The sequence below is a fragment of the Aeromonas sp. LsrichE-8G genome (genome assembly GCF_022869435.1).
Taxonomy (GTDB): domain Bacteria; phylum Pseudomonadota; class Gammaproteobacteria; order Enterobacterales; family Aeromonadaceae; genus Aeromonas; species Aeromonas caviae.
The window spans coordinates 1-24,451 of the sequence record NZ_JALIHH010000022.1 but is presented as its reverse complement, the minus strand read 5'-3'; the positions used below and the strand labels follow the sequence as shown (position 1 = coordinate 24,451).

Genomic DNA, 24,451 nt, shown 5'->3' with positions numbered 1-24,451 from the left:
GGCAGGAAATAACAGAGAAGTTGGAGTGGGCAATGGTGTATTTATCCAAAAACGGCAAAAAGAGTAGGCAGAGAAAATCCAAGCAAAACAACACGTTAGACGGTATTATTAATTCGCTTGCCGCTTAAGGTTCTGTACATGAGGCGGTGATACGCAGCGCCCCGGCAGCAGGTTCACTTATGGATGAAAAAGAGCGGGCGTGGTGCCCGCTCCTTCGTCGATTGACTCAGGCCTCCAGCGCCTGATCCAGATCCGCCAGTATGTCCTCGATGGCTTCGATCCCCACCGACAGCCGGATCATCTCAGGTTTCACTCCAGCCTTGGCCTGCTCCTCTTCGCTCAACTGGCGATGGGTGGTGGAGGCGGGGTGGCAGGCCAGGGACTTGGCGTCGCCGATGTTGACCAGCCGCTTGAAGATCTTGAGTGCATCGTAGAAGCGCACGCCCGCCTCGTAGCCCCCCTTCAGGCCGAAGGAGAGGATGGCCGAGGGGCGACCGGCCATGTACTTCTCCGCCAGCGGGTAGTGGGGGTGACCCGGCAGACCGGCGTAGCTGACCCAGGCCACCTTGGGGTGATGCCTGAGGTGATGGGCGACCCGCAGGGCGTTGTCCACGTGGCGCTCCATGCGCAGGCTCAGGGTCTCCAGCCCCTGCAGCAGCAGGAAGGCGTTCATGGGCGCCAGCGCCGCGCCGGTATTGCGCAGCGGCACGGTGCGCACCCGGCCGATGAAGGCCGCCGGGCCGAAGGCCTCGGTGTAGACCACCCCGTGATAAGAAGGCTCGGGTTGGGTCAGTTGGGGGAAGCGCTCGGCGTGATCCGCCCAGGGGAACTTGCCCGAGTCGACGATGACGCCCCCCAGGGAGTTGCCGTGGCCGCCGACATATTTGGTCAGGCTGTGCACCACGATGTCGGCGCCGTGTTCGATGGGTTTGCACAAGACCGGAGTGGCGACCGTGTTGTCGACGATGAGCGGCACGCCGCGGGCGTGGGCGGCCTTGGCCAGGGCGGCGATGTCGACGATGTTGCCGGCCGGGTTGCCGATGCTCTCGCAGTAGACCGCCTTGGTTTTGTCATCGATGAGGGCGGCGATGGCCTCGGCGCTGTCATCCTTGGCGAAGCGTACCTCGACCCCGAAGCTCGGCAGCATGTGGGCGAACAAGGTGTAGGTGCCGCCATAGAGTTGGGGGGTGGAGACGATGTTGTCACCGGCGGCGGTCAGCGCCTGGATGGCGTAGGTGATGGCGGCGGAGCCCGCCGAGACCACCAGGCCGGCGATGCCCCCTTCCAGCGCGGCCATCCGCTGCTCCAGCACATCGTTGGTGGGGTTCATGATGCGGGTGTAGATGTTCCCCGGCACCGCCAGATTGAACAAGTCCGCCCCGTGCTGGGCGCTCTCGAACTCGTAGGCCACCGTCTGGTAGATGGGCACGGCAACGGCCTTGGTGGTGGGGTCGTTGGCAAAGCCGTGGTGCAGGGCCAGGGTCGCATCTTTCATCACACACTCCTTGTTGGATGTCACCATTATGGATGGATAGACGTCCAATCTATCAGGCCCAGCGCCGATGTAAACCACCCAATCCGGCAAAGCAATGCCGGGGGATGGCGGTGACCGGATGGAGCCTGTGACGGCGACCTCAGAGACGGCGGCGATACTCCCTGTCGTCTATCTGGTGCATGTCCCACTGCATCAGGCGGTTGAGCTGCACCATGGGATCTTCGACCAGCGTCAGAGGGCGGGGCAGGATCCTCAGGAAGTAGCGACGAAGGGTTTGCTGGATCCGGTTCGGTTTGAGGGGGTTGGCATGGCTCATGATGGTGCTCCTGTGCTGTGGTGTTCACGTTCGCCAGCAGTATTGAGCTAAAATGCGGAAGTAAAAACTGATGACTTTCAGAGACAGGATTTCCTCTTTTATGCCTACCACCCGCCTTTATCAGCAATTTCAACGGCTCACCCAGCAGCTTGGCTGCGACGAGCGGGAAATCAGCCTCGCCGAGGTGGCGGACCTGCTCTGCTGCACCCCCCGCAATGCCCGCCTGCTGCTGCGCCGCATGGAAGGGCAGGGCTGGCTTTGCTGGACGGCAGAAGCGGGGCGGGGGCGGCGCTCCCGCCTCACCCTGCTGGACAACCAGGAGAGCCTGACCCGGCGCCGATTGCGGGATCTGCTGAGCCAGGGCCAGCTGGCGCAGGCGGTGCGGCTGGCCGAAGATCGTCTGGATCTGCTCACTCCGCTGCTTATCGAGCAGCTCGGCCAGGCCACCCGGGAGGGGCGCCAGATCCTGAGGGTGCCCTACTACCGGCCCCTGCCCGGTCTGCTGCCCACCGCGCCCTTGCGCCGCTCCGAAATTCACCTGAGCCGCCAGATCTTCAACGGCCTGACCCGGCGAAACGAGGAAAATGGGGAAATCGAGGGGGATCTCGCCCACCACTGGGAGTGTCTGGCCCCCTGTCACTGGCGCTTCTATCTGCGCCCCGTGGTGCGTTTTCACCATGGCCGCGAACTGGTGGTGGAGGATGTGATGGAGAGCCTGCAGGCCTTGCGGGATCGCCCGCTGTTCACTCATCTGGCACGGCTGGAGAGCCGCTGGCCGCGCACACTGGACATCCATCTCGACAGCCCGGATCCTCTGCTGCCGCACCTGCTGGCCGAGCCGGTGGCGGCCATCCTGCCGCGGGAGCTCAAGGGGGAGGCGAAGTTCGCCCTGCAGCCGGTGGGCACCGGCCCCTATCGGGTGAGCGCCAACGATCCCCTGCACCTGTGCCTCGAAGCATTTGACGACTATTTCGGACTGCGGGCCCTGCTCGACGAGATCGACATCTGGATGCTGCCGGAGCTGGCGGAACGACTGGAGAGCCACGTCAGGCTGGGCAGCGACACCCCGGAGCTTGGCTCCATGCGCGGGGAGTCCGAACTGGAATCCGGCTGCTACTTCCTGCTGCAGGACGACAGATCGGCCCCCCTGCAGGACCCGGCCCTGCGCCAGTGGCTGACCCGGCTGCTCAACCCCATCGCCCTGATGGCCCGGGTGGCCCCCGAGCTGCAGCGGGGCTGGACCAGCGCACTGGGCCTCCTGCCCCACTGGCGCGAGAGCCTGCCTCTTCCCGAGCCCGGCCCGGTCAGCCTGCCAGCGCGGCTGGTACTGGCCTGCTTCAACCAGCATCTGGAGTTCAACGAGTGTGCCAGCGCCATGAGCAGCCTGCTGGCAGAGCATGGGATCCAGCTCGAGGTGCGTACCCTGGACTACGGGCGCTGGGTGAGCGGGGAGGATGAAGATGTGGATCTCTGGTTCGGCACCCTCAACCTGGAGCATGAGCACGCCTTCGCCCCTTACGCCTGGCTTCAGGGCACCCCCTTGCTGCGCCGGGTGTGGGGCGGCCAGCAGGCCCTGTGGCAGGGATTGACGCAGTGGCGCGCCCATGGTGAAGAGCCCGGCCCCCGCGCCCTGCTGGCCGAGGTTCAGCGCCAGAGCTGGTTTGTGCCGCTGTTTCACCACTGGCTGGAGCTGGAGAGCCGGGTCGGCGTGCACGGCGTGCGCATGACGGCCCTTGGCTGGTTCGATTTTCGCTGCGCCTGGTTAAAGCCCGAGCAGGTGGCGCAGGAGCCGGAAACCGGTGGTGGCTCTCACCCCCAGGCAGGGACGCTTGAGTCGGGCGGGTTGGCGCGCTAGCCTGTGCGCGGTCCTACGACAAGGAGTCGACATCCATGCTGGAAATGCAGATCCAACCCCGTTTTCAAGAGACGGACGCCCTCGGCCACATCAACAACACGGTGCCGGCGGTCTGGTTTGAATCGGCCCGTGATCCCCTGTTTCGCCTCTTCTCGCCCGAGCTGGATGTGCATGACTGGCATCTGATCATCGCGGGCTACACGGTGCAATTCAAACGGGAGCTGTTCTATGGCCAGATGGTGTCGATCAAGACCGGCGTGCGGCGTATCGGTACCAGCTCCTTCACGCTCTGGCAGGAAGCCTGGCAGGGCGGCGAGCTGGCGGTGACCGCCGAGACGACCCTGATCCATTTTGACTACCGGACCCGGCAGTCCATCCCTTTGAGCGAGGCTCACCGGGAGGGACTGAGGGTCTGGCTGGTAGAGAGTTAATCCGGCCTTCGGGCCTACCACAGGACACTTATGCGCACAACCGCGATCGCCCTGAGCCTCGGCTTGGGACTGGGACTCTGCTCCCTGCCTTCATTTGCCGCCTCCCTGGCCGAGCAGTTCACCCTGATGGAGAAGGGGGCCGACAGCGCCCTCGATACCCGCTTGTTCAGCCACGATGGCGCTGACATCAAGGCCTGGGTCGACGGCACGCCCGTCATCATCGCCGTGCCCATCCTGAACGAGCAGGGTAAACAGGAAGGGGAGAGCCGTTACTACTTCAAGGGCGGCAAGCTGTTCGGGGTGAAGGAGCCCGCCGCCCAGTTCGCCTTCGATGACAGTGGCAAGCTGACCCAATGGCTGGACGACAAAGGGCAGCCTGCGGAGTTTGTCAGCAAGATGAGCATGCAGCAGCGGGAAGCCTGGCTGACCAGACGGGCGGCCGAGCTGGGCGGGTTGTTTGCACCGAGCACCGCCGAGGAGAGGGCTGACAAGGGCGTCAAGCTCAAGGGGGCCGAGCTCGCCCAGTGGCTCTGCAATGGCAAGCTGATGGCGCTCGCCGGAGGTGACAAGGTGACCTTCGAGCCGGCCAAACTCAAGAGGAGTGCAGAGGGCATCAAGGGAGAGGTTTCCCTGCGCCAAGAGAAGGGGTGGCAGGATCTCTGCCTCACCTGCGAGGTGCAGGGCAACCGGGTGACTCGCCTCACCTGGCAGCCGCTGCCGGGTGCCAACAAGCCGCAGTAAGGGCGGCAGCGTCAAAGAATGGGGGCCCACTTGCGGGCCCCTTTTTCATGCCGGTTACTGCTCGTCCAGGGTGAGCCGGGTGAGGGCCTCCACCCGTCGCCACTGACCGGGCTCGAACCAGCGTGCCAGGATCTCCGGCTGCTGGCTGACCCGGGCCTCGGCAGGCAGGGGCCTGATCTCGGCCAGATAGCCGGCCAGCTGCTGCTCGAACGCCTGCTGGCTCTCTGCCAACTGGTGCAACCGGTCTGCCGCCTCCGGTCCCAACTGTTCGCGCAGTGCGGCGTCACGCCCGGCTGCGGGGAGTTGATCCAGAGCCTGCAGATCGCCCAGCAGGCGGCTGTTGGCCTCCGCCTCCCGAAACCACTGGGGCTGCTCCGCCAGCCAGAGCTCCAGCTCGCTCGCCAGCAGCGGCTTGTCGGCATCGCTGGACTCCGCCAGCGCCTTGCGGCGCAGGGTCCACTGCTCCATCAGCCTGTCCTCGGCAAACAGCTGCTCCTGCTCGACCGGGGTGAAGCGCTGCCTGCGCAACTGTTCGCGCTCGTCGAACAGTTTCTGCAAGCTGGCGAGGCCCGGATCCGTCGGCACCGTCAGGCTGCCCTCGGCCGCGAGAAAGGCTTCATGGCGGGCCTGCAGCGAGCCCTTGTCCGACGGTGGTGCAGCCTGCCTGACCAGAGGGGAAGCGGGCCCGACATGTTGCGGCGAAGGGGCGGTTGCGTCAGCGGAGGGCCAATACTGCCAGTCCCCCAGCAGCAGGGCTGTCGCCAGCGGAGCAGCCATCAGCCATGCCCTGTTCATAGTCCCAGCCTCTGCAGGCGGTTGGCGTGCTGGCGATAGAGGTTGACCGGGTTGGTCTCGAACAGGTGGCGAATGCCGAACGACTGGTTCACCTCGTCCAGATGGTTCATGCGGTAGTGGGTGCCGATCACCTTGCCGAGGTGGCTGCTGCACACCCCGACCAGGCCGTCACTGGGCTCCTTGAAGAAGCTGCCGGTCAGCGCCAGCGCCGGATCCACCGGATCCAGGATGTTGGTCATGGTGCCGCGTCCGCTCCAGGAAAAGTAGTAGACCCCGTTGGCGGCCTGCATGGGCCCTTCACCACAATGCTGGCTCGGCAGCCCTTCCGGGTAGCGCTGGTTGAAGCGCTGGGCGCCGGTGCTGGTGAGGGCGTCGAGGGCGGCGAGGGGATCCTGCGGCAGCTGGCTGCCCCCGGAGAGCAGCGAGATGACCCCGGACAGAGCCGAGGCGGCGGCCACCGCCAGACCTTCGGCCGCCGAGCCCGGCGTCACCTTGGCCCGCACCAGGTCGGCGATCTCCGAGCCATGGTTGACCCCGCCCACGCTGGTGGCGGAAGCGACCAGCTCGGGGGCGACCGAAGCGACGTAGCGAATGGTGGGGCCACCGTGAGAGTGGCCGATGAGGTTCACCTTCTCCGCCCCCGTGATGGCGAGCACCTGCTGCACCTGCTTGAGCAGCTGTTCACCGCGCAGCTCCGAGCTCTGGGTGGCGGAGACCTGGGCCACGTAAACCTTGGCGCCATCCTGGGTCAGGGCCTGGGGGATGCCGTAGAAGTAATCGACCCCGAGCAGCTTGTCGAAACCGAACAGACCGTGCACCAGCACTATGGGGTAGCGGGTCTGGGTATAACCGGCGCCCTGACCCAGCATGGGCAGGGCGCACAACAGCATCAATAGCCATCTTTTCATCTTCACCGTCCTTGTGAAAAAACCGGCTGCATTCTGGTCGTCACCGGGGCAGCCACCGGCCTCATGCCAGTACCGGCAGCATGGTGGCTGAACTCAGATGTATCTGTGGATGGGATCACTAAACCGGGGATTGCAGAAAAACCCTACCCATATGGGCAAAAAAGGCGGCACCAACTATTCCTTGTGTCTGCCCATTAAATAAGTTAAATAATAATTATTATCATTTGAGTGGTCGAGTCATGACGGGAACCTGGGTGAAGGGGTGGGTCGGTACCACCGGAGCGGACAGCAGCATGGCGCACTGGAAGGCGCAGACCCTGAGTGGCAACCGTCATTTCGATGCGGGGGAGTACGCCAGGGCGCTCGACTGCTATCAGCAGGCGCTGTGGCTTGCCCGCCAGCAGTTTGCCGACTGGCACGATGCCGACGAAGCGGTGGCGGCCCTGGTGGTGGCCCATCACAACCTGGCGGATCTGCTGGTGGCCATGACCCTGCCGGATCGGGCCGCCGACCTGCTGTGTCACATCCACGACTGCCTGCTGGCCACCAGCCACTCCCCCACCAGTTCCGCTGCCCTGCGGGAGGCGGCTGTTCGCCACGCCCGCAGCACCCGTACCGAGCTGCTCGCCTTTCTGGGCAAACACGGTCATCACGACGGCATCCAGCGCAGCCTGGGTCAATGTCTGTGTCAGACCGGCTCTGCCCATCAACTGCATTGAGCCCAACAGGAGAGACAATGAACATGAGCCATACCCTGCCAGCCCTTCCTTACGCTTATGACGCGCTGGAACCCCATATCGATGCAAAGACCATGGAGATCCATCACAGCCGTCACCATCAGACCTACATCAACAACCTCAATGCCGCCCTGGCCGATCTGCCGGAGCTGGCTGCCCTGCCGCTGGAGGCATTGCTTGCCCGTATCGACAGCCTGCCGGCCCAGGTGCAGGGGGCGGTGCGCAATCACGGCGGCGGTCACGCCAACCACAGCCTGTTCTGGCAGGTGATGAGTCCGCAGGGCGGCGGCGAGCCGGACGGCGAGCTGGCCGCAGCGATCGAGCGGGATCTGGGTGGGCTGGAGGCCTTCAAGCAGGCCTTTACTCAGGCGGCGCTGAGCCGTTTTGGCAGCGGCTGGGCCTGGCTGGTGGTCGATGGGCGCGGCAAGTTGCAGGTGGTGAGCAGCGCGAACCAGGACAGCCCCCTGATGGAGGGGCTCACCCCCATACTCGGGCTGGATGTGTGGGAGCATGCCTACTACCTCAAGTACCAGAACAAGCGTCCCGACTACATAGCCGCGTTTTACAACGTGATCGACTGGGATGAGGTGGCACGGCGTTATGTGGCAGCGCTGGCCTGATCGCCGGAAATACCGAGCCCAATGAAAGAGACCCGCCTGTTGGCGGGTCTCTGCTATTGAGGAGTCAGTGTGCTGCCAGTGGCCGGCGCCGCGCTGGCGGCAGCCGGATTATCCACGGGCGTAGCTTCGCTCGGCACGGCTGCACTGGTGGCCAAGGCACTGCTGGTTGCAGCCGCTGCACTGGTGGCGGTTGCCGCGCTCACGGCCGCTGCCTGCTTGGCTTTCGGCTGATGAGGGGGCGGTGCAATGGGCAGGCAGGGCTGGCTTGCCCCTATGGTGCTCAACGCCTGGCAGGGGACCGGGCCGCCGATGACGATGGGCTCGCCGAGGAACTTGGGACCCTTGTCCAGCACGTAGAGGTCCAGCAGCCCCATCAGGCGGGCGAACACCTCGCGCACCCGGGTCTTGATGCCCTGATAGGCGCTGGGATCCACGGCGTTGAAGCCGACCGCCTCGATGCCGAAATGGCGGGCGATGAAGATGGCACGCTCGTTGTGAAAGGCCTGGGAGACCACGGTGAAGTGGGCCTGACCGAACACCTCCTTGGCACGCACGATGGAGTCCAGAGTCCGAAAACCGGCGTAGTCGCTATAGATGGCGCTGGCTGGAATGCCGGCCTGGATCAGGGCCCGCCGCATCTGGCGCGGTTCGTTGTACTGCACGGTGGCGTTGTCGCCGGAGACCAGGATGTAGTCCACCTTGCCGTTGTTGTAGAGCTCGGCGGCGGCCTTGATCCGGTATTTGAAGTAGTGGTTCGGGCTCCCGCCAATCAGGTATTTGGAGGTGCCGAGCACCAGGGCGACCCGGTTGTAGGGCACCGCGTTGACGTCGTCGTAGGTGTAGTGACGGGCGTCCGAGACGGTCCACTCGCTGTAGCCAAGCAGGGCGGCGATGGAGGCCAGCAACAGGCAGAGGCAGGCGAGCAGGATCTTGGCAAACTTCTTCATGCGCGGTGCGGTTCGGGTCTGAAGTAAGAGAAGACAGGGGGCCATTCTATTACAAGTTGTTGTGGCGCGTCAGGTTTGATGGCGGCGCAGGGGCTCACTCGGGCAGAGGTTGTCGCAGCGTGCGCCATGATCCCGGGCATATCAAACGGCGCCATAAACAAGGGGCGGCCATGGCCGCCCCTTGTCATCGTCGTCTCGTCCTCAGTGGGAGGAGTCGTTGGCCTTGCACTCGTCGGAGTCCTTGTTGGCTTCCCACCAGGGCAGCAGCTCGCGGCCGAGCCACTGCTGGTAGGCCTCGCTGTCATTGGCAATCAGCTGGTCCAGCTCGGCTTCGAAGGCACTCATGGCCTGCTCTCGATCCGGGTTGCGCAGGGCCTGGGCCATGGCCAGCCAGCTGGCGCCGCGACCGGTTTCGTTCAGGAAGCGGTGTACCGTGTAGGACCAGGAGTAGACCATCTCGCCGCCCTTGTCGTAATCCAGGTGCAGGATGTCGGCCAGGGCCGGACGATCGCTGGCCGGGCGGCCGGCGACGTTGTCCAGACCACGGGTGAAGCACTGGCCGTGGGCGATGAATTCCGCCAGCCCTTCCGACCACCAGGTGGTGCGGTTGAGCGGGTAGTGGCCGAAGCTGCCGTACTGGTTGAAGCGGCCGTCCAGGTAGTGCACGTACTCGTGGCGCAGGTTCCACACCTGGAACGCAGGACGCTTCCACTCCGCCTCGTAGGCGAAGAAGCGGGCCTGGTTGCCGGGGCGCGCCGGATCCCCTTCGAGGTAGATGCCGCCGTTGTCGGTGGAGACGCCGCCAAACAGAGCACTGCCGTAGCGTTTCCAGTCAGCGGAGGAGTCGAAGATCACCAGTTCCAGCGCCTCGTTGTGATCATCCGCCACCGGCTGCCAGCCAGTTTCCATCTGCTGATGGAACTGCTGCTCTTCGGCGCCCAGTTCACGGCAGATCCCCTCGGCCTGGCTCATGGTCAGATCCTGGGCCCGCAGGCGCAGGGTCGGCGAGCAGGTGTGCTCGAAGGGCAGCACGTCCTCCACCCGGATCGGGGTGCAGAGCCCGGCGAAGTCGCCGCTGATGCAGGCTTCGCTGGTGCGGTCCGTGTAGGTCAGGTAGTAGGTGGAGAGGGTCAGCGACATGTCTTCCAGCAGATCCTGGCTCTGCTGGCCACCGGGGATCAGGTCGTGGTGGCGAACCAGTGCGATGACGGAGTCATCCAGCAGCTTGCGGTAGCCGTCGAGCTCGTCCGGGCGGGTATAGCGGGCGACCCGGTAGAGACGGGTGTAGGCATCCAGCACGTTGTTGAGCAGGAACAGATCGGCGCCATCCCTTCCTTGCCACAACGCGAGTTCGCTCATGCCGAGGGCGTGCAGCTGCTTGCGCAGCTCGCCATCCTGCTGGCGGAAGTCGTTGGCGAAGGGATCGCTGTAGTCGCTGGCGAAGTCGAGGAAGTTGAGCAGATCGAACAGGCCGGTCGCCCAGGCGTGCTGGCCGTTGATCTCGCTGGCATGGCGGGTGGCGTAGGCCAGCATCTGGTTGAATTCACCGAGCAGGGTACCAAAGCGGCTCTGTACTGCCGGGCTCTTGAACTGGCCGTGCAGGGCGATGCTCCAGGCGCCCATGATGGCACCAACCTCGTCGCTGGCCTGCTCCGGGTAGAGCAGCGGATGGGCGCCGAGCGCGGTCAACGCCTCGGCCAGTGCCTCGGCGGCGGCCGGGCCGTCTTCCTTGTGCTTGCCGTAGTTGTGGTAGTTGTAGGCTCGCACGTATTCCAGCAGCAGCTTCATGGCCGGATGGGCCGGCTGATTGGCCGCCAGCAGGCGCTGGATGCCGCGCGACACGGCCAGCAGCTTGGTGTCATCGTGACCATAGTTCTCCTGCCAGACCGGCGCGGGCTGGCCACTGGCGTCCTGCACTATCTTGGCTGCGTCGGCGTCCAGCAGCTCGGTGCCCGGCAGATCCGGCTCGGAGCAGGCGCGGCCGTCGGCACGGCGACAGTCGAGCAGCTCTTCCTTGCTGGCCAGCACGATAGGGCGGTTGAGCCCCCGGCTCTCCTGCCACTCGGTTGTCTCCGGCAGGGTCTGCCATTCGCTGCCCCCCACCGGGTATTGATAGCCGGTGTCCTTCAAGACCACCTGCACTTCGCTGCCAGCGGGCAGGGTTTGACGGCACACCCGGTAGCTGATGGTCTTGTCCCCTTCCTGACGGGTCTGGGGTTCATCGCACTCCTGTTGGGCCTTGATCTCGTCCAGCAACCAGGTGTACTGACGCCAGACGTGCAACTCGCTCACCTGCTTGGCGGCCTGGCTGCCCGCGATGGGCTGCAGGCGGAAGAAGATCTGCTCGAGGCGGCCATCCCGTTCATTGGGGGTCTCTTCCAGCACCTTCAATTGCTGCCAGTTTTGCGGCTGGTACTGCCATGCCTGCTCGGCGCAGCGACCTTCGGCGTTGAGCTCGCAGCGATCCAGCTCCTGCTCGCTGTGACCCAGGATGACCCGCTCAGCCAACGGCAGACGATCCTGACGCGGCGCGGTCGGGGTGCCCGCCAGCGGCTCCCAGCGGCCCTGCTTCATGCCGTAGCCATAGTCATAGCTGCTGGCCGGGACGGCCTTGCCGGCCGGTACCACCTCTTCACAGCTGAGGTAGCGGATCTGCCAGCCCTGCTCGATCTTGAGTTGCGGCTCGCCGCACTGCTGCTCTGCCAGCGCAGCCAGGTTGGCATCGCGCCAGTCGAAGCGGCGATACACCCTCAACTGCTGATAAGGGGCGTCGCCGCTGCGGGCGCTCAGTTCAAAGGTCACTTCGGTGAGACGATCCCCCAGCTGACGGCTGGATTCGCCTTTGAGTTGATACTGTTGCCAGTCGGAGGGGGAGTAGTTGGCCAGCGCCGAAGTGGCGAGCAGGCCTGGGGCTGCCAGGAGCAGCAGCCGGGGAGAGAGGTGCTTCATCATGATCCCTTTGGTGGATGGAGAGGCGTGGGGACCAGAGAGGGTATTGGGCTCCAAAGGAATATCAATTGGCCAGATGGCGCAGCGAAATGATGTATTCGGGAGCAAACAACATAAAAACAGCCCCAAAGGGGGCTGTGTTGATAGCAAGGACTCCGCCCCATATGGGGGAGGCGTCACTCCTCTTGTCGCAAGCTGCGGGCGAGCAGGGTGCGGGAGGGTTTCAGATTGCCGCCGAGATCCGGCCAGGGATGCCACTGGTCCGGCACCATGAAGCCGGGTAACGACAGCCTGATCCAGGCGGCCAGCTCGGCAGATGGTGCCGGTTCGCCGTGCCAGTCGATGAAGGCGGCGGGCCTATGCCCCCACTCGTCGCTCGGCACCGGCACCACCAGGGCCTGGGCCACGGCGGGGTGATCCACCAGCCGCTGCTCTATGGTCTCGGGCTGGATGTTCTCCCCTCCCGAGATGAAGAGGTTGTCGAGCCGCCCCTCCACCACCAGATCGCCCCCCGGAGTGAGGCGGCCCTTGTCCCGGGTGTGGAACCAGCCCTCTTCATCGAGGGGGCGCACCAGCTCGCCTTCCCTGAAATATCCGGCAAACAGGGTCTCACCGCGCACGCAGATCTCCCCCTGGCGGATGCAGACCTCCCGCCCCGGCAGCGGGCGACCCACCACGCCGGCGGCGCAGGGTTGCCCGGTGCAGACCTGGCTGCCCATCTCGGAGAGGCCATAGCTCACCTTGGGCTCCAGCCCCAGAGCGGTCAGCCGGTTGACCAGGGGCGCCGGGATGGCGGCGCCCCCGAGCAGCAGCTCTCGCACCCGGGTGCGGGATGGGTCGAAGCCCTGTGCCAGCAGGCGCCAGAGCTGGGTCGGCACCAGCGAGAGGTGGGTGATGTGCTGATCCTCGAGCCGCGCCTTGAGGGGCCGGGTGCGATCGTCCAGCACCAGGGCGGCTCCCGCCAGGAAGACCCGAAACAGGATGGCGTAACCGCCGACGTGAAACAGTGGCAGGGAGAGCAGCCAGCCGCAGGCTTCGTCCAGGGGGATCAGGGTGGCGGAACCCCGGGCCGAGGCGAGGTGGTTGGCGAGGCGGTGGACCACCGCCTTGGGGGTACCGCTGGATCCCGAGGTGAGGATCATGTTGTTCGGCTGGTCGGGTACCAGCGGGAACTCCCCATCTGCGGCCAGCTCGCCCGTGAAGTCGAGGCTGAGGGCTTGCCAGTCGCCCGCCGGGATCTCGCCTGCCGACCAGAATGCCCGGGCCTCGAGCTGGCTCGCCAGTTCGCTGTGTCTGGTTGCCGGAAAGGCGGGATTGAGGGGGCAGAAGACGATGCCGCTGCGCACGCAGGCCCAGGCCAGCAACACATCCTCCAGGGCGCCGCGCACCACGGCGGCGAGATGATCTCCCCGTTCCAGCCCGGCCCGGGCGAGCTGATTGCACAGGCTGTTGAGGCGCAGGTCGAGGCGCTGGTAGCTAAGAGGCTCCCCGCTGTGGATGGCAATACGATGAGGGGCCTGTGTCGCCCAGCGTCGTACCGGGCAGGTTTCCTGCCGTGGGATCTGACGGGTCACCATGGGTCAGTCACGGTGAAACAGGGGGTCCATCCTGCCCGGATCGGGTTGCCCCTGCTTGTCCAGCAGATCCCTGGCCAGCCAGCGGCGGGTATCGAGGCCAGGGGCCTGATCCGGCGCCCACTCCCCTGCGAGGCGGGCGAGCTGGCCGAGGCCGAGACCGGACTCGAAACAGGAGGAGACGATCACCTTGAGCTTAAGTTCGCGAGCGCGGGCTACCAGGGCCTCGCTGTTGGCCAGGGTGCCGAGCAGGGTCGGCTTGAGCACCAGGGCGCGCAGTTGCGGGATGGGCTCCCAGGGCTTGCCCTGGGCCAGCAGTTCGTCCAGCGCCACCGGCATGCCGGTGCGGCTGGCGACGAAGGCGATGTCCTCGAAGTCGGCGCACAGATCTTCGAGGTATTCGATGCGATTCGGATCCAGGTGGCCGCAGAAGGCCCAGGCCTCCTCGCGGGTCCAGCCCTGGTTGGCGTCCAGGACCAGCTTGAGGTTGGGGCGCCGATCGAGCAGCAGCCGGATCAGCGCCAGCTCGTCGCGCATGGGGTAGCGGGCCACCTTCAGCTTGGCCTTGAGGGGGGTCTCGTGCAGCCACTGCTTCCAGTTCTTGAGCAGCTCCTGGGGGGAGCCCTGGATCAGCGGATAGGGCTCGGGCAGGGGGGCACCCTGCTCGGGCCAGCTACGACGGGCGCAGTCGAGCCCGAACTGCACCGAGGGCAGCTGTGGCGTCGGGGTCTGTCCCCGCGCCAGCTGCGCCAGACAGTCGAGGGCCTCGGCCTGGGCGTCGGCCAGGGTCTCTTTGGAAAATCCTGGCAGGGGGGCTATCTCCCCCCAGCCATCGTCGATGCGTACCAGCAGGCCCTCGCGCGCTACCTGCAACTGACCATGAAAGGCCAGGGGCTGGGTAAAGGGCAGTTGGTAGCGGTAGAGGGCGAGTGTCATCAGGGATTCCGCTTGTATTTGGAGAAGTCGGGACGGCGTTTCTCGTTGAATGCGTTGCGCCCTTCCTGACCCTCTTCGGTCATGTAGAACAGCATGGTGGCATTGCCTGCCAGCTCCTGCAAACCGGCCTGGCCGTCGCAGTCGGCGTTGAGGGCCGCCTTCAGGCAGCGCAGGGCCATGGGGCTGTGTTGCAGCATCTCGCGGCACCAGCGCACGGTTTCACGCTCCAGCTCGGCCAGGGGCACGACGGTGTTGACCAGCCCCATGTCGAGGGCCTGTTTGGCGTCGTAGAGGCGGCAGAGGAACCAGATCTCCCGAGCCTTCTTCTGGCCGACGATGCGGGCCATGTAGGAGGCGCCCCAGCCGCCGTCGAAGGAGCCGACCTTGGGGCCGGTCTGGCCGAACTGGGCGTTGTCGGCGGCAATGGTCAGGTCGCACATCATGTGCAGCACGTGGCCGCCACCGACCGCGTAGCCGGCCACCATGGCCACCACGGGTTTGGGGCAGGTGCGGATGTCGCGCTGGAAGTCCAGCACGTTGAGGTGATGGGTGCCCTCGTCATCGCGGTATCCACCGTAGTCGCCCCGGATCTTCTGGTCGCCGCCGGCACAGAACGCCTGCTCGCCGAAGCCGGTGAGGATGATGGAGCCGACCTTGTCGTCGTAGCGGGCATCGGCCAGGGCCTGCAGCATCTCTTTCACGGTGCGGGGGCGGAAGGCGTTGCGCACCTGGGGGCGGTTGATGGTGATCTTGGCAATGCCATCCCGGGACTTGTGATAGAGGATGTCTTCGTAACCGGCGGAGCAGTCGCGCCACTCGACAGGGGCATAGAGCTCGGCTTCCGTCATTGCTTCAATCATGGATCTTCTCTTCTGGTTGGTTGACCCACTCCCGCAGGAGCCGGGCAAAGGTATCGGGCTGGCCGGCGTGCAGGTTGTGCCCGCCATCCAGAGCCAAGTGTTTGATATTGCAGCCTTGCTTTACCAACTGGCAAGCGAGGGCATGGAATTTGTGATCCCGGTTGCCGGAGATCCACTGCACCGGCAGCCGGGTCTCCCCGAGCCAGGGGGCAAGATCCGGCTGCCTGCCGAGGGAGGTGGCCCGCAGCATGGTGGCCACGGCCTGCCCGTCGTTGCCAAGGCGGCGGGCGGCCTGGCGGGCGCGGGCATCGTCGTCCAGGTCGGCGAAGACGCCCTGGCGGTACCAGTCGGCAAGCACCCGGGGCAGGGGCTCGTGCTCGAAACGGCTGGCCCACAGCTCGTCGTGTTGGATGCGGGCCGCCCGCTCGGCTTCCGGCAGGCCCGGATGGCAGTTCTCCAGCAGCAGGGCCTGCAGCCCCGTCGGTGACAGGCTGGCGTGATGAAGCGCGAGCCGCCCCCCCAGCGAATAACCCACCAGCCGGTAGTGCGCGATATCCCGCGCGGCCAGCTCGTCGCGGAGCCAGCGATGGGCCTCGTCGAAGCCACTCACCCGCACAGCCTGGTTGCGACCGTGGCCCGGCAGATCCAGGGCGTGGCACTCGATGCCAGCCAGGGCCTGGATGACGGGCCGCCAGTCGTCGGCGTCCCCCAGCAGGCCGTGCAGCAGCACCAGAGGTACGGGGTCAGAGGCCACGGATGGCGGCTCCCAGCGCCTTGAGATCCTCGGCGACTTCACTGCTCGGTACCTTGATTTCAATCAGGGTTGTCCCGCTTTGCAACGCCGCGGCGTAGTCTCGTTCAAATTCGTCCAGGGTGGTCGGCGCCCGGTAGGCGAGGCCGAACATGGCGGCGGCGTGCTCGAAGTGCAGGCCGTGGGGCAGGCAGTAGTAGGTCTCCAGCAGGGCGTCCTGGGTCGGCACCGGCAGCATGCGGAAGATGCTGCCGCCGTCGTTGTTGAGCAGGATCACCACCAGGGGGCGGCTCCCCTTGCCGAGCAGCGCCAGGCTGTTGAGATCGTGCAGGGCGCTGAGATCGCCGAGCAGCAGGGTGGTGGGCTCGCGACTGTCAGGCGGGACCGACTGTGCGAAGCCGTATGCGGTGGCGATAAGGCCATCGATGCCGGAGGCGCCGCGGTTGGTCATCACCCGGCTGGGGCCCTTGCCCGCCTCGCCCAGCATGTCCATCAGCCGGGCCGGCATGCTGTTGCCGACGAACAGCTGACCCTGGATGAGCTGATTCAGGCGGTGGCACACCCCGAGCTCCGAGAAGCGATCACAGGCGGTGCGGATCTGCTGGCTGATAGCCTGCTGGCGCGCGGCCAACTGGTGCCAGGGCTGCTGAGAATGGGGGATTGGATGGGCGGCCGCAAAGGCGGCGGGGTCGCACACCAGGCGACGGCGCAGCCGGTAGTCGGGGTCGAGGCGTGCCGGCTGCGGGTCCACCAGCCAGTAATCCTGCCAGGGGTGTTGTTTGATGAACTGGCCGAGGCGCTTGGAGATGAGGCGGGCGCCGAATTGCAGCAGTACCTCGGCGCGGGCCAGCTCGGCCACGAAGTCGCTGTGTTGCAGGGCGAGATCCGTGTGGACGAGGTTGCGATCATCGAAGCGGATCTGGCTTTGCAGATCCGCCAGCAGGGGCCAGCCGAGGCGGTCTGCCAGCTCGGCCACCGCCTTGCCTTGCTCCGGATCCTGGATGCGCCCGGCGACGATGACACCACGCTTGCCCTTCAGCTCCTCCCAGTCCGGCTGGGCGGGGCAGCCCGGCTCGCCAGCCAGCCAGGGGCTCCAGGGCTTGGCCGAGTGCAGCCAGTCGCCGAGGGGCGCCAGGTAGTCGGCAAAGTCCAGGTAGGTATCGCCGGGATAGAGGGGCTCGGGGTACATGCAGTTGAAGTGCACCGGCCCCGGGGTGTGCGCCTGTCGGGCCAGGGCCTGATCCACCGAGCTCAGCACGAAGGCCGCCGGAATGGTGGGAGTGGGGCTCGGCAGATTTTGCTGATAGACGGGGTAGCGACCGAAGATCCCCGGCTGATCGATGGCCTGGTTGGCCCCGTTGTCGATGAGCTCGGGTGGCCTGTCGGCAGAGAGAATGATGAGCGGTACCCCGGTGAGCTGGGCTTCCGCCACCGCGGGCCAGAGGTTGGCCACCGCTGTGCCCGAGGTCATGATGACCGCCACCGGGCGGCCGCTCCCCTTGGCCAGCCCCAGCGCCATGAAGCCCAGACCCCGCTCGTCGAAGTGCAGGTGGCGGCGAAAGCCCGGGTGGGCTGCGGCGGCCATGGTGAGCGGCGCCGAGCGGGATCCGGAGGCCAGGGCGATGTCACGCACGCCGAGGCGAAAGAGCTCTTCCAGCAAGAGGGAGGACCAGACATGGTTGAAGGTGGCGTGATGGCTGGCAAAGGCGTGATGCGCGGACACGTGGCTGGCGGACATGAAGCTCTCGCAGTGAGGAGTCGGTAAGAAACGCTATCCCAGCAGGGAGAGCACGTTGGCGATCTTGTTGTCGAGTTCGGCCCACTCGGCGGCGGGCTCTGATCCCGCCACTATGCCGGCACCGGCGAACAGGCTGATGCGCGGGCCCCTGATCCGGGCGCTGCGAATGGCGACGGAGAACTCCGAGGTCTCCCGGCTCAGCATGCCACAGGCACCGGCATACCAGCCGCGATCATGGGGCTCGCATTCACGGATGAAGGCGAGCGCCGCCTCGCGGGGGGCGCCCCCCACGGCGGGGGTGGGGTGCAGGGCAGCCAGCAGTTGCCAGTCGCAGACGCCGGGTTTGAGCTCGGCCTCGATGTCGCACTTGAGGTGTTGCAGCAGCCGCAATTTCAGAATGCGCGGCTCGGTCAGGGTGGCATCGGTCGTGAGGGGGGCCAGGCGGCTGAGAATGTCGGCGTGAACCAGCCGGTTCTCCAGCCGGTTCTTGCTGTCGGCCAGCAGCTCGGCGGCCAGGGCCGCGTCGGTCGCCTCATCCCCGGAACGGCGAATGGTGCCTGCCAGCGCCTCGGTAAAGAGGTGGCCCTTCTCCCGGCGGTAGAGGCGCTCGGGGGAGCAGGAGATGAAGCTCTGCTCGGGGGAGAACTGGAAGCCGAAGTGGAAGCACTCCTGGGCGTGGCGGGCCCACTGTGTCAGCAGGGACCAGGGGCAGAGGGGCGCATCGTGCGCCTCGCTCTGGAGCAGACTCTCCCGGGACAGTACCACCTTGGGGGTGCGGGCCTGGAAGTCGGGAGCCGTGACCTGCTCCACCAGGGTCTGCCACTGGGTAGGGCCCGGCAGGTCCTGGCGCTGCCATGGCCGCTTTTGCAGGGCGGGCAGGGGGGCCTCGGGTTGCAGGGCATCGAGCGCCGCCTCGGCGGCGCAGAGTTCGGCTTCGAATGCGTGACCCTCTTCCCGGGCAGGCAGCCAGAGATTGAGGCAGAGGCTGGTGCACTCCCCCCGGCGTACCAGTTCGATGCGGGGCAGCACGAAGCGGCAGGGGCCAAAACCCTGCCAGCCGGGCAGATCCGGGTCGAACGCCAGACCGCCGTAGTAGCGAGGGCTGTCTTCACTGGCCGTGCCGGCAAGGTCGCAGACCCGCTGGATATCCTCCGGCCGGGTCAGCTCGTGGATGGCGCCAAGCGCCACGTACTCGGGGCTCTGTTGCCCTCTGGCGTGCCAATAGATGCGGGGGTAGAGCGTCTGGGCCGCCAACCAGCCGGGAAAGACGTCGACGTGAGCGGCCACGCGCAGTCGCACGAAACCGCTGACAGTGCTGTGACGCAGGGCGTCCAGTTGTTGCTTGAGGTGGGTCTGAGCCAACATGGATGTCTAGTCTGAGCCGGATAATCGCGATCGCTCCGGGGGAGGATGGCGCAGGTTGATGCCAAAGGGCGACGATTTCCTATATATTATCTGCCCATTCGTCCATGTAAATTGCCCGGGGGAGCCGACGCCCCCGCGCAGCCAAGTATACCTAAATCCGGTTCGATAACCCTTAACACGATCAATATCTGATTGTTTGGCCATCACAATATGACAAATACCTTCTCTGTTTGGTTGCTGGCGGCGCGTTTGCGAACACTGCCCCTGGCGTGCTCCTCCATCTTGCTGGGCTCGGGGCTGGCAGCCAGCCGGGGAGCGTTCGACGGCACCATCATGGGGCTCTCCCTGCTGACCGCCATCCTGCTGCAAATTCTCTCCAATCTGGCCAACGACTATGGCGATGCGGTCTCCGGTGCCGACAACGGGGAGCGGATCGGTCCCCAGCGCGCCGTGGTTTCCGGCCTCATCACCCGGCACCAGATGTGTGTGGCCATGGGGCTGACCGCCCTGGCGGCCGTGGTGAGCGGCCTCTCCCTGCTGGTCTGCGCCTTCGGGGAGGCGTGGCAGCAGATCCTGACGTTCATCCTGCTGGGGGGAGCGGCCATCGTCGCGGCCATCACCTACACGGTGGGCAAGAGCCCCTACGGCTATCGCGGCTTCGGGGACATCTCGGTGTTCCTGTTCTTCGGCCTGCTGGGGGTGCTCGGCTCCTACTACCTCTTCACCCATAGCCTGGAGTGGGACCTGTTGCTGCCCGCCACCGCCTGCGGCCTGCTGGCGACTGCCGTGCTCAACATCAACAACGTGCGGGACATCGAGACCGATGCCGCCAGCGGCAAGATCACCCTGGCGGTGCGCCTTGGCCGCAACCGGGCCATCGCCTATCACTGGGTCTTGCTGGGGGCGGCGCTGCTGGCGACCATCGCCTTCCTGCTGACTCAGCCTGCGAGCCTCTGGCCCTGGATCTTCCTGCCCGCCATGAAGCCCCTCACCGATGCCGCCCGCACCCTGCGAGAGAGTTTCGATGGCGAGGTGCTGACCGGCGCCCTCAAGAAGACCGCCATCAGCGCATTTCTGTTCAGCTTGCTGCTCTCCGCCGGGCTGGCGCTCACCTGAGGCCGACGCGTTTGGCAATGAAAAGGGCTCCCGAATGGGAGCCCTTTTTGCTGATGTGTCGACGCGTTGTTGTTTCATCAGACCGATGTGATGATCGAAAGGGGAGGAGCATGCCGCCAGGCGAAGGATGATGCCAGGTGATGCAGACGACGAGGGCCCCCGACAGGGAGCCCTCGTGTGCATGAGGCGTGCTTGCCCCGAGGTCAGCTTGCCTGGGCCACGGCCGGGCGGCGAGAGAAGAAGAGACTGTCCAGCAGCCAGATGGCGACCATGGAGGCCCCCACCAGCGGGAAGCAGATCCCGAGCACGACCAGCACCGCGATGGCACCGCCCATGGGAGGCAGCTTGGCGGGCAGGGGCGGGGCGGCGAGGCGACCACTGGGACGGCGGCTCCACCAGATCCAGAGCCCGCTCACCGAGCTTGCCAGAATCATCAGGCAGATGAGCAGCATGACGAGCTGGTGCGGCCAGCCGTAGAGCTTGCCCATGTGCAGCATGACGCCGGTTTCCACCGTCTTGGCGACCGGGCCGTAATCCTGCCAACGCACGTCGACCAGCACCTTGCCGCTGTATTGGTCGATGTGCAGGGTGGCATCGTTGCGGGGATCATCGGCAAAGATGGCGATGGTATAGACGCCGGTTTCACCGACCGGGGGGGTGATGCTGTAACCCGGGCTGACCCCACGCTCGCTGGCGATGTCGACCACCTGTTGCAGCGGAATGCGATGGCTGGCCATGACCATGCCCTCGTGTCCGCCGCCATGGGTCATGGCGCTGTGATCATGGCTCTCTGCCGTGGGTTGGGAGCTCGGCATGGGCAGGGTCTCGGCCCCCCAGGAGACGGTCTGTTCGTGAGCCTGGTTGAGGCTGCGGGTGAGGGGGGCCGACTTGGGCACCTCGTTCCACATGGCCGCAGGGAAGCGGTTCCAGACGTCGGCGAACTGGCCGCCCCAGAAACCGGTCCAGGTCATGCCCGTCAGCAGCAGCAGCAGGAAACCTGCGCCCCAGAAGCCGACCACGGCGTGCAGATCACGCCACCAGAGACGGCCGCGCTGGTGCATTCTCGGCCAGAGGATGCCTCCCACACCCGGTCCCTTGCGGGGCCACCAGAGATAGAGTCCGCTGACGAGGAGCACGATTCCCCAGCCTGCGGCCAGCTCGATCAGGCGATCACCCGTGGTGCCAAGCATCAGCTCCGCATGGAGAGCGCGCGCCACCGCCTGCAGGTTCCACTTGTTGTCCATGGTACCGAGCAGGGCGCCGTTCGCGGGATCCATGAAGAGGGTCAGCTCCTGCCCTTCACGCATCACGACTATCTGGGCGCTCGCGTCCGCTGCCACCGGGGGCAGGTATTTGCGCAGACTGGCGTCCGGCATGGCGATGGTTGCCGTGGCCAGCAGCTGGTCGGCACTCAGGGTCTGGGTGGCGGGCGTCACCTTCATCAGCTGGGGGTAGAGCAGGTTGTCCAGCTGCGGCTTGAACAGGTAGACGATGCCGGTGAGGGAGAGCAGGATCAGGAAGGGGGCGACGAAGAGACCAGCATAGAAATGCCAGCGCCAGATCCGTTGGTAATAACTTGCGTCTTGTTGCTTCATCGTTGTTCCCTGGGTGAACGCCAAAAGGTTTCAGTAGGTGGAATGTTTTGAGTGGCGCGGATAATAGCAGCAACGTTTTGTTAACTGCAACAGAACATGTCGAAGAAATGTACATTCCGCCACCGGGGTAAAAACGGGGGTTGAATGGAGCTTTCCGTTCACAATGCGGGGAGCTTCATGGACTTTTCGGGGATAAATTCTTACTTTGTGGCAACACAGGGCATATCAGCCGCAGCGAAGGACTCAAGGCAGGAGGTGAACGTGCAAGCACACGGCCATTTTGAGATGCAGCGACAAGGGCAACTGCTGATCTGTCGGCCGAGCGGCCCTTTCAACCTGGCAGGCGCCATGGCCTATGAGGGCAAGTTCAGCCAACAGATAAGCCGTTTGCAGGGAGCCCCCTGGGGCATCGTCGAGGTCGCGACCGAGTTCGAGGCCGCCGGCCCCGAGGTGTTGGCCCGTTTTCGTCGCCAGTTCAACTGGTGCGCCACCCATGGCTGCGCCTTTCTGGCAGTGGTCATGATCGGGGATTTCAAACGTTATCTGGCGGATCACGTCTTCAGCGAGCTTCCCTTTCAGGAGGTGCGCTATTTCGAGGAGGAAGCGCAGGCCATCCACTGGCTGACACAGCGCCTCGAGGGGCTGCAAGGCAAGGAGACCCACGTCAGCACGGGTTGAACTTCCCGTTCATTCCAGCCTGATGAACCACTTGTCCCGCTCGTCGAGGCAGTCTGGCTCCCCCATCTCGAATTCACGGCAGATAAGCGGCCGCACCTCGTAGATGCGACACATCATGGTGTTGCGGTCGAGGGCGGCGCACCAGCCATCTTCCAGTCTGTGCATCACGGGCACTTCTCCTTCCCGCTCCTCGATATAGCGGTCCGGCACGCCGGTGTCGGTGAAGAGCATCACCTCGAGGCGGCAGCAGCAGGCTTCGCAGTTCTGGCAGCTCACATCGCTCTGGATTGCTTGGGTCATGTCACCTGTCTTGCCGCATGGCGGCGAATGATATGAAACAGGCGCCTGTCAGGCGCCTGTGGTCTGGCCGGGAGTGTGAAATACCTTAGCCCAGTTTGCGGGCACGGTAGCTGCGCCCCTTGATCTTGCCTTCCTGCAACCGCTTGAGGGCGGCGCTCGCCACCTGGCGCTTCACCGCCACGTAGGAGTACTGCTCGGAAATCTGGATCTTGCCTACATCGGCCCCGGCAATGCCGCCTTCGCCAGTCAGGGCGCCGAGGATGTCACCGGCACGCACCTTGCTCTTGCGGCCCGCATCGATGGAGAGGGTCACCATCTGCGGCGCGATCGGCTTGATGTCGCGGCCGATCCCGGCCAGGTCGCCCTGAGGAATGGGGGCCTGCTGGTACTCCTCGATGAAGTTGACGCGCTGGGCCTCGTTCGGCTGGTAGAGGCTCAGGGCCAGGCCCTGCTGGCCGGCGCGGCCGGTACGGCCGATGCGGTGCACGTGCACCTCGGGGTCGTAGGTCAGCTCGTAGTTGATGACGGCCCCCAGCTCCTTGATGTCGAGGCCACGGGCCGCCACGTCGGTGGCGACCAGTATGGTGGCGCTGCCGTTGGCGAAGCGCACCAGCACCTGATCCCGCTCACGCTGCTCCAGATCGCCGTTCAGCGCCAGCGCCGAGAAGCCCTTGGCGGCCAGGTGATCGGCCACGTCGTTGCAGGCGCGCTTGGTGTTGCAGAACACCACGCAGGAGCTCGGCTGGTAGTGGCTGAGCAGCCAGGTGAGGGCATCGAGGCGCTGGCCGGCCGGCACTTCATACAGCTTCTGTTCGATGGCGCTCTCTTCGTGCAGGGACTCTACGCTCACCTCCACCGGGTTGCGCTGCACGCCGCGGCTCATCTGGGCGATCCCTTCCGGATAGGTGGCGGAGAAGAGCAGGGTTTGCCGGTCCCGCGGGGCGTGGCTGATGACGCGGTTGATGTCTTCGCCAAAGCCCATGTCCAGCATGCGATCCGCTTCGTCCAGCACCAGCGTCTTGAGGTCGTCGAGCGCAAGGGTGCCCTGCTCCAGGTGCTTGAGGATCCGGCCCGGGGTGCCGACGGCGATGTGGGCGCCAAAGCCCAGGGTGGCGGATTGCGGTGCGGTCGGGGTGCCGCCGCACAGGGTCACCAGCTTGACGTTGGGCAGGGTACGGGCAAGACGGCGGATCTCGGTGGCCACCTGATCCGCCAGCTCGCGGGTCGGACAGAGCACCAGCGCCTGCACGGCCAGTCGGTTGACGTCCAGCTTGGCCAGCAGACCCAGGCCGAAGGCCGCGGTCTTACCGCTGCCGGTTTTCGCCTTGGCGATCAAATCTTTGCCGTCGAGCACCAGGGGCAGGCTCTGGGCCTGGATCGGGGTCATCTGCAGATAGCCCAGGCTGGCGAGGTTGTCCTGCAGGGCGGAGGAGAGGTTCAGGCTGCTAAATTCGCTGTTGTTCACAAAAGGACTCTATATCGGAAAACCAGAAATGGGGGTGCGCGGTGCGCAAGGGGGCGCATCATACCAGAATGTGCCGCCGGATGCGGTGAATATTTGAACGGTTGGCGTCATGGGTTGCCGATGGAGGCTTCTGTCCGACATTCCGCACCTGATTTAGGAATAAATTTGCCGATAGCGCTCACCCAATACCTCCAAAATGATCTGCTGGTCTCCTGTTAGCTCCGTTACTTGTGGCGGAGCTTCTCCCAGTCGATATTCATGGATGCCACCAAAGCGCAA

The 24,451-nt window shown here is 65.3% G+C and carries 22 protein-coding genes; 7 read left to right on the top strand and 15 right to left on the bottom strand.

Annotated features, from left to right (window positions below; translation table 11 throughout):
• Window positions 1-226: 226 nt before the first annotated feature.
• Both MUW49_RS05735 and MUW49_RS05730 read right to left on the bottom strand, forming a co-directional pair.
• The gene (locus MUW49_RS05735; protein ID WP_201956627.1) at window positions 227-1,495 is read right to left on the bottom strand and encodes an aminotransferase class I/II-fold pyridoxal phosphate-dependent enzyme; all 1,269 of its coding nucleotides are present in this window, start codon (window positions 1,493-1,495) and stop codon (window positions 227-229) included.
• A gap of 139 nt (window positions 1,496-1,634) precedes the next feature.
• Window positions 1,635-1,811: a hypothetical protein gene (locus MUW49_RS05730; protein ID WP_080988754.1), complete on the bottom strand. Its 177-nt coding sequence runs from the start codon at window positions 1,809-1,811 to the stop codon at window positions 1,635-1,637.
• Between the two features lie 100 nt (window positions 1,812-1,911).
• On the opposite strand from MUW49_RS05730, the gene sgrR reads away from it, so the two are divergent.
• From sgrR to MUW49_RS05715, 3 genes are read left to right on the top strand one after another with little or no spacing between them, the layout of a single operon-like run.
• Window positions 1,912-3,666, top strand: coding sequence for an HTH-type transcriptional regulator SgrR (sgrR, locus tag MUW49_RS05725; RefSeq protein ID WP_201872047.1), 1,755 nt, complete (start codon window positions 1,912-1,914; stop codon window positions 3,664-3,666).
• Window positions 3,667-3,701: 35 nt separating this feature from the next.
• Complete coding sequence (locus MUW49_RS05720; RefSeq protein ID WP_010672731.1) at window positions 3,702-4,097, top strand: thioesterase family protein; 396 nt, start codon at window positions 3,702-3,704, stop codon at window positions 4,095-4,097.
• A 30-nt stretch (window positions 4,098-4,127) separates the two neighbouring features.
• Window positions 4,128-4,838, top strand: a complete 711-nt coding sequence (locus tag MUW49_RS05715; protein WP_171865266.1) for a hypothetical protein — start codon at window positions 4,128-4,130, stop codon at window positions 4,836-4,838.
• A 54-nt stretch (window positions 4,839-4,892) separates the two neighbouring features.
• On the opposite strand, the gene MUW49_RS05710 is transcribed toward MUW49_RS05715, so the two are convergent.
• Together MUW49_RS05710 and MUW49_RS05705 are read right to left on the bottom strand one after the other, a co-directional pair.
• Window positions 4,893-5,633 carry a lipase secretion chaperone gene (locus tag MUW49_RS05710; RefSeq protein WP_201956625.1) on the bottom strand — a complete coding sequence of 247 codons (741 nt, stop codon included), beginning with the start codon at window positions 5,631-5,633 and terminating at the stop codon, window positions 4,893-4,895.
• Window positions 5,630-6,541, bottom strand: a complete 912-nt coding sequence (locus MUW49_RS05705; protein ID WP_201872051.1) for a triacylglycerol lipase — start codon at window positions 6,539-6,541, stop codon at window positions 5,630-5,632. Before MUW49_RS05705 ends, MUW49_RS05710 begins: the two co-directional genes overlap by 4 nt.
• 293 nt (window positions 6,542-6,834) lie before the next feature.
• Between MUW49_RS05705 and MUW49_RS05700 the strand changes: the two genes are divergently transcribed.
• Window positions 6,835-7,260, top strand: a complete 426-nt coding sequence (locus tag MUW49_RS05700) for a hypothetical protein (RefSeq protein ID WP_244812509.1) — start codon at window positions 6,835-6,837, stop codon at window positions 7,258-7,260.
• Between the two features lie 23 nt (window positions 7,261-7,283).
• Window positions 7,284-7,898, top strand: coding sequence for a superoxide dismutase (locus tag MUW49_RS05695; RefSeq protein ID WP_111896553.1), 615 nt, complete (start codon window positions 7,284-7,286; stop codon window positions 7,896-7,898).
• A 53-nt stretch (window positions 7,899-7,951) separates the two neighbouring features.
• Here MUW49_RS05695 and MUW49_RS05690 read toward each other — a convergent pair whose 3' ends face one another.
• From MUW49_RS05690 to MUW49_RS05655, 8 genes are all read right to left on the bottom strand, one after another.
• Window positions 7,952-8,890: an ElyC/SanA/YdcF family protein gene (locus MUW49_RS05690; protein WP_111896545.1), complete on the bottom strand. Its 939-nt coding sequence runs from the start codon at window positions 8,888-8,890 to the stop codon at window positions 7,952-7,954.
• A 156-nt stretch (window positions 8,891-9,046) separates the two neighbouring features.
• On the bottom strand, window positions 9,047-11,794 hold the full coding sequence (locus MUW49_RS05685; protein ID WP_244812508.1) for a collagenase: 2,748 nt from the start codon (window positions 11,792-11,794) through the stop codon (window positions 9,047-9,049).
• A gap of 176 nt (window positions 11,795-11,970) precedes the next feature.
• Entirely contained in the window at window positions 11,971-13,371 is a 1,401-nt protein-coding gene (gene menE, locus MUW49_RS05680) for an o-succinylbenzoate--CoA ligase (protein WP_103243808.1), read from the bottom strand.
• Between the two features lie 3 nt (window positions 13,372-13,374).
• Window positions 13,375-14,304 (bottom strand): o-succinylbenzoate synthase, encoded by a 930-nt coding sequence (menC, locus tag MUW49_RS05675; RefSeq protein ID WP_039039780.1) that lies wholly within the window; start codon window positions 14,302-14,304, stop codon window positions 13,375-13,377.
• On the bottom strand, window positions 14,304-15,152 hold the full coding sequence (gene menB, locus MUW49_RS05670) for a 1,4-dihydroxy-2-naphthoyl-CoA synthase (protein WP_201872069.1): 849 nt from the start codon (window positions 15,150-15,152) through the stop codon (window positions 14,304-14,306). The genes menC and menB overlap by 1 nt, the downstream gene beginning before the upstream one ends.
• A 4-nt stretch (window positions 15,153-15,156) precedes the next feature.
• Window positions 15,157-15,918: a 2-succinyl-6-hydroxy-2,4-cyclohexadiene-1-carboxylate synthase gene (menH, locus tag MUW49_RS05665; RefSeq protein ID WP_244812507.1), complete on the bottom strand. Its 762-nt coding sequence runs from the start codon at window positions 15,916-15,918 to the stop codon at window positions 15,157-15,159.
• Window positions 15,908-17,653: a 2-succinyl-5-enolpyruvyl-6-hydroxy-3-cyclohexene-1-carboxylic-acid synthase gene (gene menD / locus MUW49_RS05660; RefSeq protein ID WP_244812506.1), complete on the bottom strand. Its 1,746-nt coding sequence runs from the start codon at window positions 17,651-17,653 to the stop codon at window positions 15,908-15,910. The genes menH and menD overlap by 11 nt, the downstream gene beginning before the upstream one ends.
• A 33-nt stretch (window positions 17,654-17,686) precedes the next feature.
• The gene (locus tag MUW49_RS05655) at window positions 17,687-19,018 is read right to left on the bottom strand and encodes an isochorismate synthase (RefSeq protein WP_161470173.1); all 1,332 of its coding nucleotides are present in this window, start codon (window positions 19,016-19,018) and stop codon (window positions 17,687-17,689) included.
• A 210-nt stretch (window positions 19,019-19,228) separates the two neighbouring features.
• Between MUW49_RS05655 and MUW49_RS05650 the strand changes: the two genes are divergently transcribed.
• Entirely contained in the window at window positions 19,229-20,134 is a 906-nt protein-coding gene (locus MUW49_RS05650) for a 1,4-dihydroxy-2-naphthoate polyprenyltransferase (protein ID WP_029313608.1), read from the top strand.
• Between the two features lie 203 nt (window positions 20,135-20,337).
• On the opposite strand, the gene MUW49_RS05645 is transcribed toward MUW49_RS05650, so the two are convergent.
• Window positions 20,338-21,729 (bottom strand): PepSY domain-containing protein, encoded by a 1,392-nt coding sequence (locus MUW49_RS05645; RefSeq protein ID WP_244812505.1) that lies wholly within the window; start codon window positions 21,727-21,729, stop codon window positions 20,338-20,340.
• Between the two features lie 255 nt (window positions 21,730-21,984).
• Between MUW49_RS05645 and MUW49_RS05640 the strand changes: the two genes are divergently transcribed.
• Window positions 21,985-22,407, top strand: coding sequence for a hypothetical protein (locus MUW49_RS05640; protein WP_128272935.1), 423 nt, complete (start codon window positions 21,985-21,987; stop codon window positions 22,405-22,407).
• A gap of 9 nt (window positions 22,408-22,416) precedes the next feature.
• On the opposite strand, the gene MUW49_RS05635 is transcribed toward MUW49_RS05640, so the two are convergent.
• Entirely contained in the window at window positions 22,417-22,707 is a 291-nt protein-coding gene (locus tag MUW49_RS05635) for a YkgJ family cysteine cluster protein (protein WP_039039772.1), read from the bottom strand.
• Between the two features lie 85 nt (window positions 22,708-22,792).
• Window positions 22,793-24,172, bottom strand: a complete 1,380-nt coding sequence (gene dbpA / locus MUW49_RS05630) for an ATP-dependent RNA helicase DbpA (RefSeq protein ID WP_103259421.1) — start codon at window positions 24,170-24,172, stop codon at window positions 22,793-22,795.
• Window positions 24,173-24,451 lie beyond the last annotated feature (279 nt).